Annotated in this window: 11 protein-coding genes and 1 tRNA gene; 3 read left to right on the top strand and 9 right to left on the bottom strand. The window is 69.9% G+C overall.

The window, feature by feature from the left end:
• The 3 genes from CR470_RS28695 to CR470_RS28685 all read right to left on the bottom strand — a co-directional run.
• Positions 1 to 426 (bottom strand): tetratricopeptide repeat protein (locus CR470_RS28695; protein WP_143663895.1); only part of this gene is annotated, 426 nt, incomplete at its 3' end.
• Positions 427 to 652: 226 nt separating this feature from the next.
• Positions 653 to 726, bottom strand: a tRNA-Met gene (locus CR470_RS28690).
• 42 nt (positions 727 to 768) lie between these two features.
• Positions 769 to 3804, bottom strand: coding sequence for a UPF0182 family protein (locus CR470_RS28685; protein ID WP_097870412.1), 3036 nt, complete (start codon positions 3802 to 3804; stop codon positions 769 to 771).
• A 135-nt stretch (positions 3805 to 3939) separates the two neighbouring features.
• On the opposite strand from CR470_RS28685, the gene CR470_RS28680 reads away from it, so the two are divergent.
• Positions 3940 to 4500: a PPA1309 family protein gene (locus CR470_RS28680; protein ID WP_257138947.1), complete on the top strand. Its 561-nt coding sequence runs from the start codon at positions 3940 to 3942 to the stop codon at positions 4498 to 4500.
• Positions 4501 to 4548: 48 nt separating this feature from the next.
• On the opposite strand, the gene CR470_RS28675 is transcribed toward CR470_RS28680, so the two are convergent.
• The 3 genes from CR470_RS28675 to CR470_RS28665 form a co-directional block, all read right to left on the bottom strand.
• The gene (locus CR470_RS28675) at positions 4549 to 5664 is read right to left on the bottom strand and encodes a YlbL family protein (RefSeq protein WP_097870410.1); all 1116 of its coding nucleotides are present in this window, start codon (positions 5662 to 5664) and stop codon (positions 4549 to 4551) included.
• 399 nt (positions 5665 to 6063) lie between these two features.
• Positions 6064 to 6525: a molybdenum cofactor biosynthesis protein MoaE gene (locus CR470_RS28670; protein ID WP_097870409.1), complete on the bottom strand. Its 462-nt coding sequence runs from the start codon at positions 6523 to 6525 to the stop codon at positions 6064 to 6066.
• A 105-nt stretch (positions 6526 to 6630) separates the two neighbouring features.
• Complete coding sequence (locus CR470_RS28665; RefSeq protein ID WP_097870408.1) at positions 6631 to 7782, bottom strand: SDR family oxidoreductase; 1152 nt, start codon at positions 7780 to 7782, stop codon at positions 6631 to 6633.
• A gap of 190 nt (positions 7783 to 7972) precedes the next feature.
• On the opposite strand from CR470_RS28665, the gene CR470_RS28660 reads away from it, so the two are divergent.
• Positions 7973 to 9460, top strand: a complete 1488-nt coding sequence (locus CR470_RS28660) for a zinc-dependent metalloprotease (protein ID WP_097870407.1) — start codon at positions 7973 to 7975, stop codon at positions 9458 to 9460.
• Positions 9457 to 9996 carry an NUDIX hydrolase gene (locus CR470_RS28655; RefSeq protein WP_097870406.1) on the top strand — a complete coding sequence of 180 codons (540 nt, stop codon included), beginning with the start codon at positions 9457 to 9459 and terminating at the stop codon, positions 9994 to 9996. The genes CR470_RS28660 and CR470_RS28655 overlap by 4 nt, the downstream gene beginning before the upstream one ends.
• Before the next feature lie 78 nt (positions 9997 to 10074).
• On the opposite strand, the gene CR470_RS28650 is transcribed toward CR470_RS28655, so the two are convergent.
• The 3 genes from CR470_RS28650 to CR470_RS28640 form a co-directional block, all read right to left on the bottom strand.
• A complete protein-coding gene (locus CR470_RS28650) occupies positions 10075 to 10830 on the bottom strand; it encodes an AIM24 family protein (protein WP_097870405.1) in 756 nt (251 codons plus the stop codon).
• 19 nt (positions 10831 to 10849) lie between these two features.
• The gene (locus tag CR470_RS28645) at positions 10850 to 11530 is read right to left on the bottom strand and encodes an AIM24 family protein (RefSeq protein ID WP_097870404.1); all 681 of its coding nucleotides are present in this window, start codon (positions 11528 to 11530) and stop codon (positions 10850 to 10852) included.
• A gap of 11 nt (positions 11531 to 11541) precedes the next feature.
• Positions 11542 to 12615 (bottom strand): AIM24 family protein (locus CR470_RS28640; protein WP_179892398.1); only part of this gene is annotated, 1074 nt, incomplete at its 5' end.

The raw sequence follows: 12615 nt of genomic DNA, 5'->3' as shown, positions 1-12615 counted from the left end.
CCACCAGCCGGCGGCCTCGTCCGGGTAGCCGCGCTGGTGCAGCAGGACGCCCAGGTTGTTGGCGGCGGCCCGGTCCCCGTCGGCGGTGGCGGCGCGCAGATACCGCTCGGCGCCGTCCAGCTCCCCCCGGCGCAGCAGCAGCGCGCCCAGGACGCTCATGGACGCGGTGTCCCCCGCGTCGGCGGCGCGCCGGTGGCGCGCCTCGCTCTCGGCGCTGTCCGCGGCGTCGACCGCGTCCGTGGTGTCCTCGTCGGCCGTGCTCGTGGCGGCGCTCGCGTCGACGGCGCCGGTCCGCTGGACCGGTGCGCCCGTCCCGACGATGGCAGCGGCGAAAGCCGCGTCTACCGCGCTTTCAACATCTTGGCCGCGCTGCTGCACAAACCGCCCTGTCTCCAACAGAGTTGCCCTGTCCCCCATAAATACCATCGTCGCACCACCTGTAACCCGCGTACACCTGGTATATCGCGGACAGTGAGGTCACTACAGCGTTTTGTCGACTTGCCCACAGAGAGACAAGTCAAACACGTCCGGAAGCAACTGCTGCCCAGCGAACCGCACTTCACGCCCACAGCTTGGGACCGACACGGCCTGCACACACAACAGGCACGACGAAGGCCCGGATCCCAAGGGATCCGGGCCTTCGTCTTTTCCGTAGCGGGGACAGGATTTGAACCTGCGACCTCTGGGTTATGAGCCCAGCGAGCTACCGAGCTGCTCCACCCCGCGTCGTTGTGTTCAAACCGTACCACGACGCGGGGTGGACTTTTCTCAGCTGCCCTGGTCGGAGCCCTTCTCGGCTCCTTCGGCGGTGTCCGGCTTCCTCGCCGGATCCGCCTTGTCCGCGTCCGCCGGCTTCCCGGCGCTCGCGGGCTCCGCCGAGCTGTCCGGCTTGGCGTCGCCCGCCGGCTTGTCGGCGCTGTCGGCCTTGTCCCCCTCGCTGCCCGCCTTGGGCTGCGCGGCGGCGGCTCGCTCCAGAGCGTCCTGAAGAGCCTCCTGGGCCTTGCCGTAGGCCGGCCAGTCCTGCTCCTGCAGCGCCTTCTCGCCGTCGGAGTACGCCTTCTGGGCGTCCGCGATGGCCTGCTTCAGCGCTGCGCTGCCGGTGGCCGGGGGCTCCTCGGTCTCGCCCGGCGGCTCACTGGTGTCGGGCGGTGTCGTGGCCCCGTCATCCTCGACCCCGAAGACGGCGTTGAGCGCCTCTCCGAGGCTGTTCTCGAAGACGATCTTCGAACCGTACGAGGCGGCCACCTTGCGCAGCAGCGGGTAGTTCTGGTTGCCACCGCGCGTGTAGACCGGCTCGATGTAGAGGAACCCGCCCTCCAGCGGAACCGTCAGCAGGTTGCCGTACTCGATGTCCGAGTCGGTGCCCTTGAGGTTCCTCACGAACTCGGCGACGTCGTCGTTGCCGTTGAGCTCACTCTGTACCTGGCCCGGGCCCTTCACCGTGGACGTGACCCGCAGCAGCCGCTTCTCGCCGTAGTCCTTGCTGGCCGCGTCCGCGTTCACCGCCATGAAAGCACCCAGGTTGGGGCGCCCTCGGGGAGTGAACGTGGTGGTCAGCGAGAACTGCTGCTCGGCCTGGCCCGGCATCTTCATGCTCAGGTAGTACGGCGGAACGGAGCCCGGCTCCTTGTTGGTCGGGTCGTCCGGCACCTGCCAGGCGTCACTGCCGCTGTAGAACTGCGCGGGGTCCTCGACGTGATAGCGGGTGAGCAGCTCGCGCTGGACCTTGAAGAGGTCCTGCGGATACCGCAGGTGCTCCATGAGCTCCTGCGGGATCTCACCGCGGGCCTCGACCGTCCCCGGGAACGCCTTGCGCCAGGTCTTGAGGACCGGGTCCTTGGTGTCCCACTCGTAGAGCTTGACCTTGCCGTCATAGGCGTCGACGGTGGCCTTCACCGAGTTGCGGATGTAGTTGACCTGGTTCTGCTGGGCGACGACCGCGCGCTGGTTGGTGGTCAGCGAGTCGGCCGTGGTGTCGCCGAGCGTGGTCCGGGACGCGTACGGATAGCCGTTGCTCGTGGTGTAGGCGTCGACGATCCACTGGATCCGGCCGTCGACCACCGCCGGGTAGGCGTCGCCGTCGATGGTCAGCCAGGGGGCGACCGCCTCGACGCGCTCCTTGGGCGTGCGGTTGTACAGGATCCGCGAGCCCTCACCGATGGCTCCCGAGTACATGATCTGCGGCTCGCTGAAGGAGACCGCGTACGCGGCACGGTTGAAGGTGTTGGAGAGGCTGACCCCGCTGTCGCCCTTGTAGCTGGTGGTCTTCTCGCCGTCCTCCTCGTAGTCGAGCTCCTTCTGGGGCCCGCCGACGATGGAGTACTGCTGGGTGTTCTCGCCGTAGTAGACCCGCTGCTCGTACTTGCCGAACTCACCGGTGGTGGGCAGCCCCGACTCGCTGAAGTCCGGAGACCCCGTCGGATTCGTCCCGGTGGTCGTGCCCCGGGCCGCGATGGCGCCGTAGCCGTGGGTGTACGTGAAGTGGTCGTTGATCCAGTTCCGCTTGGGCAGACCCTGGATGTTCAGCTCACGCAGACCGATGACGGTGTCCTGCTCCTTGCCGTCCTTGTCCTTGTAGCGGTCGACGTCCAGCGTCTTGGGGAACTGGTAGTAGTTCCTCCGCTGCTGCAGCTGCTGGAAGGCCGGGGAGACGACATTGGGGTCCATCACCCGGTAGCTGGCGGCCGTGCTGGCCGCCGCCCGCAGCTTGGTGTCGTCCTCCGTCGTCGCCTGGCCCTCGTAGTCGTCCACCCGAGCGTCATCGATGTCATACGCGTCGCGCGTGGCATTGATGTTCTTCTGGATGAACTCCGCTTCCTTGGCCTGCTCGTTCGGCTGGACCTGGAACTTCTGCACGATCGCCGGGTAGAGCCCGCCGATCAGGATCGCCGAGAGCACCATCAGGCCGAAGCCGATGACCGGGAGCTGCCAGGTGCGGCGCCACAGCGTCGCGAAGAACAGCACGGCGCAGATGGCCGCGATGCAGAACAGGATGGTCTTCGCCGGGAGGTAGGCGTTGGCGTCGACGTACCGCAGGCCCGTCCAGTTGTCCGCGGCCTTGAAGTCACTGGACTTCACCGCCAGCCCGTACCGGTCGAGCCAGTACGCCACGGCCTTCAGGGAGACGAAGATGCCGAGCAGCACCGAGAGGTGGCCGGTGGCCGCCCCGGTGGCACGGGCGCCGGGGCTCGTGATGCGCAGCCCGCCGTACAGGTAGTGGGTCAGCGCGGCGGCGATCAGCGAGAGCACGGTCGCCGCGAAGCCGAAGCCCAGCAGGAAGCGGTAGAACGGCAGGTCGAAGGCGAAGAAGGCGACGTCCAGTCCGAACTGGGGGTCCTTCTGGTTGAACGGCACGCCGTTGACGTACAGCAGCCACGTGCGCCACTGGCCGGAGGCGGAGGCTCCGCCGATCAGCGCGACGAGCGCCGTGACGGCGAGCAGCACCCACTTCTTGTAGGGGGCGATGCTCATCCGGTAGCGGTCCAGGCTCTGCTGCTCCAGCGACATCGCGCTCAGCGGCGGCCTGAGCCGGTGTGCGAGCCAGATGTTCACACCGATGGCGATCGCCATCAGCAGTCCGAAGACGAGGAACAGCCCGATCTTGGTCCACAGGGTGGTGGTGAAGACGGATGAATACGCGACCGACCTGTACCAGAGCCAGTCCGTCCAGAACCCGGCGAACATGACGAAGGCCATGGCGAGAACCGCCAGGACACCCAAAGTCATGAGCAGGGTACGGGCGCGCCGGGACGGGCGGCCGACTCTGATCCGTGGCCCGGTCGGGCCTCCGCCGCGGTCCGGCATCTGGAAAGCCAACGTGCGCACCTCGTAGTTCGCGGTTGTGTGAACAGGCCCAGCGATCCTAGAGCCCACCTATGCAACTTACTGAGGCTTTACCTAGTTCCCGTTCCCGGGGTGGAAGGAGGCAGGATATTGCCCATGCCCAACGTTTCCCCCGCAGGACCCCCGATGGCCGCGAGTCCGCTCACCGTCGCCGTCCTCGAAATCGACGCCTATGCCTCCAACCTCGGCTGGGACCAGCCCGCCCGGCTGTTCGCCCTGGTCGACACCGCACAGCTGCGGGTCCAGGAGCCCGGTCTCGCCGCTCAGCTGGGCCTTGAGGACCCCAGCTCCTCCGTCGCCGCGCTCACCCCGATCGAGCAGGACGAACTGCCCCCGGGCACCGCGCTCGACGACTTCCTCGGCACGATCGCCTGGCCCGACGCCGTGGTCGGCTGCGCCATGACGGTGGAGCGGCTGATGCTGCCGCCGTCCGCCGAGGCCTCCGTGCCGGACGGTCTGAACGACAAGCAGCTGGCCCAGTGGGTCGCCAAGCACGCCGACCGGCAGGAGGTGCGGATGACCGTGGCCGTCCTGCGGGACGGGGCCCGCGAGTCCGCCGTACGGCTGCGCGAGAAGGACTCCCCCACCGAGGTGCTGACCGGAGCCGGTCTGGTGCCCGGCCTCGCCGAGGCGCTCGCGGCGACGTTCGAGTCCTGATCCGGCCGCTGCCCGGGGCCGTCGTACGGTTCCCGGGCGGCGCGGCCGTCAGCCGGTCGAGCAGCTCGGCAGGCCGGCGGTCTTCCCCGCGCGGATCCGCTCCAGCGACTTCGCGGCGTCCTCGATGGTCTTGACCCGCACCAGGGTGAGGCCGCTGGGGGTGTCCGCCGCGGCCGACGCGCAGTTGTCGTCGGGCGTGAGGAAGTAGCGGGCGCCGGCGTTCCGGGCGCCGACCAGCTTCATGTTGATGCCGCCGATCGGGCCGACCTTGCCCGCCTCGTCGATGGTGCCGGTGCCCGCCACGAACTTGCCGCCGGTCAGGTCTCCCGGGGTGAGCTTGTCGATGATGCCGAGGGAGAACATCAGCCCGGCGCTCGGCCCGCCGACGTCCGCGAGCTTGATGTCGATCTCGAACGGGAACGTGTGGTCCGTCCCGGCCCTGATCCCGACGATCGCCCGGTCCTTCGCGCCCTCCTCGCCGTCGCCCTCGGCGGCGGGAGCCTTCGCGGTCGTGATGGTGATCTTCTCGTCGCCCTCGGGGGCGCGCCCGGCCTTCTCGGCCGCGGCGGCGGTCTTCGCCGGAACGATGGTGAAGGTGACGTCCTCGCCGGGGCGGTGCTCGGTGACGAGCTTCGCCACGTCGCCGGGCTCCTTGACCACGGTGCCGTCGACGGCCTTGATCACGTCGCCCGCGTGCAGCTTGTCCTCGGAGGGGCTGCCCTTGACCACCGTGGAGACCACGACCTGTGTGGCGACCGGGATGTCCAGCTCCTTCAGGGCGGCCACCTTGGCGCTCTCCTGGGACTGGCTGAACTCCTCGGCGTTCTCCTGGGTGGACTGCTCCTCGGTCTTGCCGTCCGGGTAGAGCGTCTCGTGCGGCACCACGACGCTGTCGTGGGCGAGCCAGCCGTAGACGGCCCCGAAGACGTTCATCCGGTAGTCCGCCCCGGTGACGCGGACCGTCGTCATGTTGAGGTGCCCGGATGCCGGGTACGTCTTGCGACCGGAGATCTGCAGGACGGGCTCGCCACGAGCCTCGCCCAGCGTGTTCACCGTCGGTCCGGGGGACATCTCCGAATACGGCACTTTGATCAGCACGCCTGCGCAGAGCAGCGCGATGAGGACGAAGGCGGAGGCGAGCATCGTCGCGGTGCGGCGTGGCATGGAACGACAGTACGGGAAGGGCCTGTCAGTGCACCGCCGGGGCCGGTCCGTACGAGGAGACCGGAACGCGGCGGAAGGTGGTCACGCGGCGTGCGTCGGTCGTCAGAGAGCCCCGGAACCGGAGTGCGATTTCTCCATCGCGTCACGGAACCTGGCGTAGCCGGCGAGTTCGGTGACATCGCCGGTCGTGCGATTGCGGGCAGCCCAACTCGCCCATATCGCACCACCGACAGCAGCGAAAAGTGGAATCAACAGCCAAGCGAGTGCCGCCATCACGACCTCCCTACCCCATGAGCGACCGGATGCCCGATCAGCAGATTAACGATCCGGAAGACCAACGCTCATGGCGGGGGTGCGGTTACGCAAATCGGGGCTGATGCGCCCCGGTCCGGTTTGCGCTCAGCAGGCTCCGACCCACTCCTCCGTGCCGTCCGAGAAACGCTGGTGCTTCCAGATCGGAACCTCGTGCTTGAGGTCGTCGATGAGCTTGCGGCAGGCCTCGAACGCCTCGGCGCGGTGCGGGCAGGCGACGGCGACGACCACGGCCAGGTCGCCCACCTCCAGTTCACCCACTCGGTGGACGGCCGCCAGTGCGCGGACCGGGAAGTCGGCGACGACCTTCTCCGCCACTCGGCGCAGCTCGTCCTCGGCCGAGGGGTGACAGGAATAGCCGAGCGCGCCGACGTCCTGTCCCGCGTCGTGGTTGCGCACGGTGCCGACGAAGAGCGCGATACCGCCCGCCGCGTCGTCGCCGACGGCGCGGAAGACCTCGTCGACGGAGAGCGGGGAGTCCCGGATCGCCAGCAGCCGGACGGGGTCGGCCGCCGCGTGCTCGCCGGGATGGTCGTGGGTGGGTGCCATGCTCCCATCGTGCCGTACGGCTCCGACATCCCGGAATTGCCTGATCTTCCGGCGGCCGGCCGGCCGGTTTGGAGTCTCCTACAGGGCCTCGGACGCGGTGGGCGGTCAGATGCGGCGGCGGGCCTTGCGTGCCCGGCGCACCACGGCGGCGGCGCCGAGGAGGGCGACCGTCGCTCCGGCGGCTCCGGCGGCGGTGGCGTCCTTGCGGCCGAGGCGGCGTCCGGCGAGCGTGTGGCGGCCCTCGACCTCTTCGAGGAGGGCTCCGAGCACCTCCTCGTTCGTCCACTTCGGCCGCCAGCCCACGTCGTGCAGCCTGCTGACGCTGACCACCCAGGGGTGCATCGTGTACGCCAGGTCACCGGCCGGGGACGGGGTGAGGCCGATCCGGTGCAGCCGGGCGGCGGCCCCGAGCGCGACGGCGGAGGGCAGCTCCATCCGGCGTACGCCGCTGAGTTCCTCGATCTCCTCCTGCTCCAGCCAACCGTCGCAGCCGACCGCGAACTCCCCGTCGATCTTCTCCAGGGCGGCGTACTCCAGCGCCGTCACCAGGTCCTCCACGTGACAGAACTGCCAGGTGGGGCGCGATCCGGCGACGACCAGGAGGCGCGGGGACTCGAAGTAGCGGGTCAGGGCGGTGTCGGTGCCGCCGACCAGGACGGTGGGGCGCACGACGGTGACGTTGAGCCCGGGGTGGGCGCGCGGGGCCCGGCGGCCGAGCCGCTCGATCTCCAGGAGGTCGCCGACGCCGGTGGCCTCGGCGGTGGCGCGCAGCTCGGCGTCCTCGGAGAGCGGCACATCGTTGTCGGCGAGCGCCCCGTAGACCATCGCCGAGGTGCAGAGCACCACCCGGTGGACCCCGACGGCCGCCGCGGCGGTGAGCACGGTCTGGGTGCCGCGTACGTTGTACGCGGTGCGGGCGGCGGGGTCGGTCTCCAGGTCGAGATCGAGGGCCAGGTGGACGACGACGTCCGCGCCGCGCAGCTTCTCGGCGATCGCCGGATCCCGTACGTCCAGGATGTGCCAGGTCGCCTCGGAGACCTCTCCCCGGCGTTCGTCGATCGCGATGACCTGCTTGATCGCGTCGGATGCGGCGAGGTGGGCGGTCAGCAGTTCGCCGATGCCGGTGGCGGCGCCGGTGACCGCGACGACGGGGCCCCGGTTTCTGGGGGTCCTGGGGCGTTTCGTTTCGGGTGTGCTCTCGGGCGAGGGGGCGGTCAGGTTTCGCGCTGCGCGAACCTGCGGATCTGGGGAACTCACCGGGCGTCTCCAGCGGTTGTCTTCAGTACGTACCCGAATGACGCGTACGTACCAGGTGGCGTCCATCCTGCCGCAGGCCGGGAGTCGGCGGAGCACTGAGGCCCGAAGCGGGCGTGGTGTCTACGCTGGATGGTGATGTCGGGCAGTCGCCGTCGGTTCGAGCCGGCGGCCCTAGGAGCCGAGGAAACCCGTGAGTGACACCCCATTCGGATTCGGCCTTCCGCCGGAGGAGCCGGAGAACGGCGACGAGGGCAAGAAGAAGGACCCCACCGATGGTGGGCAGAGCGCGGGCGGGCCCGGGGGCCCGTTCGGATTCGGGCCGGGAGCGGGCGGGGACAACCCGTTCGCCGCGATGTTCGGCTCGATGAATCCGAACGATCTCGGCGCCGCCTTCCAGCAGCTCGGTCAGATGCTGAGCTACGAGGGCGGTCCCGTGAACTGGGACATGGCCAAGCAGATCGCCCGCCAGACGGTCTCGCAGGGCGCCCCGGACGGTTCCAAGGACGCCAGTGTCGGCCCCTCCGAGCGCACGGCGGTCGATGAGGCGCTGCGGCTGGCGGACCTGTGGCTGGACGGCGTGACGTCGATGCCGTCCGGTTCGGTCTCCACCGTGGCGTGGAGCCGCGCGGAGTGGGTCGAGGCCTCGCTGCCGGCCTGGCAGCAGCTGGTCGACCCGGTGGCCGAGCGGGTGGGCCTGGCGATGGGCGATGTGCTGCCCGAGGAGATGCAGGCCATGGCGGGCCCGCTGATCGGCATGATGCGGTCGATGGGCGGTGCCATGTTCGGCCAGCAGATCGGCCAGGCCGTGGGCGTGCTGGCCGGCGAGGTGGTCGGTTCCACCGACATCGGGCTGCCGCTGGGGCCTGCGGGCAAGGCCGCGCTGCTTCCGCTGAACGTGGAGAGGTTCGGCAAGGACCTCAGCGTCCCGCAGGACGAGGTCCGGCTGTATCTGGCCCTGCGCGAGGCCGCTCACCAGCGGCTCTTCGCCCATGTGCCGTGGCTGCGGTCACATCTGTTCGGCGCCGTCGAGGCGTACGCCCGCGGCATCAAGGTCGACACCAGCAAGCTGGAGGACGTCGTCGGCCAGTTCGATCCCTCACAGCCGGAGCAGTTGCAGGACGCCCTTCAGCAGGGCATGTTCCAGCCGGAGGACACGCCCGAGCAGAAGGCGTCCCTGGCCCGTCTGGAGACGGCTCTCGCCCTGGTGGAGGGCTGGGTGGACGCGGTGGTCCACGAGGCCGCGAAGTCCCGGCTGACCTCGTCCGACGCGCTGCGCGAGACGATGCGCAGGCGCCGTGCCTCCGGTGGACCGGCCGAGCAGACGTTCGCCACGCTCATCGGACTCCAGCTGCGCCCGCGCCGGCTCCGGGACGCCTCGCGCCTGTGGGCCTCGCTCACGGACGCCCGGGGTCTGGAGGGCCGGGACGCGCTCTGGTCCCACCCGGACATGCTGCCGACGGCCCACGACCTGGACGACCCGGACGGCTTCGTCCATCACGAGCAGGCCGACTTCTCCGAGCTGGACAAGATGCTCGGCGAGGCGGCGAAGGGCTCGCGGAAGCCCGCGGCGGAGGACGAGCCGAAGCCTGAGCCCGTCGAGGGCAAGGACGACGGCAAGGGTGGCGGCGGGGACGAGGGCGACAGCAAGGACGAGGGCAAGGGTGGCCACGACCAGTGACCCTGCACGACGACGCCGTTCTCGTCCTGAAGGGGTATGCCCCCGGGGACGAGCACGGTGACCAGGCGGAGCTGCGTCAGGCCTATCTGGACCACCTGGCACAACACGACGACGGCATGTGGAAGGCGTGCGGTGCCGGGCATCTGACCGCCAGCGCCCTGGTGATCGATCCGGTGCGGGAGAAGGTTCTGCTGACCCTGCACCGCAAGCTCCGGATGTGGCTCCAGATGGGCGGTCACTGCGAACCGCAGGACGTCGGCCTGGAGGCGGCGGCGCTCCGTGAGGCCACGGAGGAGTCCGGCATCACGGGGCTCACCCTGCTGCTCGGCGGACCGGTCCGGCTGGACCGGCACCCGATTCCGTCTCCCTGCACCTGGCACCTCGACGTGCAGTACGCGGCGCTGGCCCCGGCCGGAGCGGCGGAGCGGATCAGCGAGGAGTCCCTGGAGCTGCGCTGGTTCGACTACGAGGACGTGCCCGGTGTGGCCGACGCCTCCGTCGGGCGCCTGCTGAAGGCGACGCGGTCCCGGCTGTAGCGGCAGAGACCGCACGGAATTGCGTAAGGGGCGGCCTCCTGGAGGCCGCCCCTTACCGCTGTGCTCTGCGGGCGCTGGTCAGTTCCAGGCGTTGTTCTGGTTCTGGCCGTGGGAGCCCTGCTGGCCCATACCGAACTGGGCGCGGGCGCCCTGACCGATCTGGGCGCTCTGCGGAGGCATGACCTCGCTCGGCTGGACCAGGGCGAAGCCCTGGCCGAGGAAGCTCAGCTCCCAGCCCTCCCCGGTGTTGCCGCGACGCCGGAAGACACCGGCGGAGTGTGTCTGGGCCTGCATCTGCACGCGCAGGGAGCTGGACCAGGCGACGATCGCGTCGGCATCGGCGTTGACGTACTTCTCGGGCGTGACCTGCATCATCAGGGGCCGGCCCGAGGTCATGAGGGCGACCTTGCCCGAGCCGGAGATGTTGAGCTGGTACTTGCCGCTGCCGGAGATCCCGTACTGGCTGTCCACCGCGATGACCTCGGTGTGCAGCGAGGAGTCGAGCGCGAGGACGTAGGAGCTGTCCACGGTCATCCCCTCTCGGTCGACGTCCACGACGTGGATGTACTGCGCGAGGTTGGCGAGGTAGACGGTGCCCTGGCCGGACACGCGCATCAGGTCGAGGCCCTCGCCGGTGTTCGCGCGGGCGCGGCGCTGGCCCTGAGACTGGTATTCCCCGTCGAAGTCCATCAGGCCCTGGTAGGCGACCATCGCGCCCTTACGGGCGAGGACGTCGTCGTGGCCGGTCAGCGAGACCCGCAGGAGCTGCGGGTTCTGGATCGCGTAGCGGTCCTGGGTCTGCTGCTCGGTGTGGCTGAAAAGCGGACTCTGCATGATGTGTTCTCCCTCCCCGTCAGTTCCGGATCCGCAGACGGTCCGTGCTGTCCTCGCTCGGCTGGACGACGACGATGCCCTGGCCGGAGAAGCCCATCTGGTACGCCTCGCCGCTGCCGCGGCCGATCAGCGAGCCGGCCTTGAAGCTCCGCTTGCCCTTCACCTTGAGGTTCGGGGACCAGGCGACGAGTGCGTCCGGGTCGACGTACGTCTCGTCCTCGCCGCGTCCGCAGTCGACGACGATCGGGGTGCCGCGCGAGGTGATGGCGACCCATCCGGTGCCCTGGACGACGACGTTCCACAGTCCCTGTCCGGCGAACTTGGCGAGCCCCTTGACCTTCTCGACGCCCCAGGTGAGGTGGGCGTCGAAGGCGAGGAGGTTGGTGCCGTTGACGGAGATCGAGTCGTTGTTGAGGTTGACGACGACCACGTCGGCGCCGTAGTCGGCGAGGTAGAGCAGTCCGTCGCCGGAGCACTTCATGACGGGTGCGCCCTCGCCGGTGATCCACTGGGAGGCGATCTGCCGGGCGGCGGGCGGGTTGGGCTCGTACTGGATGAAGCCCTCGTACGCCACCATCGAGCCGGTGCGCGCGAAGAGGTCCTGCCCGGAGGCCATGGCGACCTTGAGCATGGTCTTGCCGTGGTTCTCCATACGGGCCGTGACCGGGGTCGGGGCGAAGCCCGCGAGTTGCTGATTCATGACGGGCTCCCTCAGACCTCGTAGGGCTGGACGACGATGAAGTTGCCGGGGGCTCCCCGGAACTGGAGGTTCACGGTCTCCCCGCTGTGTCCGGGGTACGCGTTGCGGCGCAGCCGGACCTGGCTGGAGACGATCACCTGGGAGGCGGCCGACCAGGCGACGACGGCGTTGCAGTCGGCGAACGTGGTGGGCGTGACCGGCAGGACGACCGGGGTGCCGTGCGTCTTCACGATCACGGTGCCGGTGCCCTGGAACTGCATGGTGAACAGGGCGCCGCCGGGAATGCCGTGCCCTTCGACCCTGCGGACCTCGTACTGGAGGGACTCGTCGAAGGCGAGGACGTTCTCGGCGGAGACGCAGATGGCATCGCCCTGCAGCTCGATCGGATGCAGGTACGAGCCCTCCTCGGCGAGGAAGACCTGGCCGCGTCCGGTACACCGCATCAGCTGCATTTCCTGGCCGGTGGCGTTGCCCACGGCGCGGCCGACGAACCCGGCGCTCTTGTAGCCGAAGTCCACCTTGCCCTGGTACATCACCATGCTGCCCTGGCGGGCCAGGACCCCGCCTCCCCCCATGGTCAGGTCGACCCGCATGAGCTGCTGGTTCTGCGGGGTCCAGCGCTGCCCGGTGGCGGTCTCCTTGTACGGCTGCAGGGCCGCCTGGAGCCCCGCGCCCGCGGCCGGCGCTCCGTGGGGCACGCCCTGCGGGACACCCGGCGGCATACCGACGGGGGGCTGCTGACCGTACGGGGCCGGCGCGGGCTGACCGTAGGGAGCGGGGGCCTGCTGGCCGAAGGGAGCGGCGGGTGGGGCGCCCTGGCCCGGGACCTGGCCGAACTGGGGCTGGTGCGGCTGGGGCTGCTGCGGCTGGCCGTACGGGGACGGGGCCTGGGGCGCCTGTGGAGCCACGGGTGCCTGGGGAGCCACGGGTGCCTGGGGCATCTGGGGGGCCAGGGGGGCCGCGATCGTCGGCGCCGCGTGCATCGGCTGCTGCGGTGCGGGCGGCGGCGTGGGCGCGGACGGGGCTCCGAAGGACGGCGCGGGCTGCGGGGCCGGGGCCGGGGGCGGCGCACCGAAGGCCGGGGG

This window comes from Streptomyces sp. rh34, assembly GCF_002551245.1.
Lineage (GTDB): Bacteria > Actinomycetota > Actinomycetes > Streptomycetales > Streptomycetaceae > Streptomyces.
Note: the sequence above shows the minus strand (reverse complement) of the source record. Positions and strands in the feature narration are given on the sequence as shown.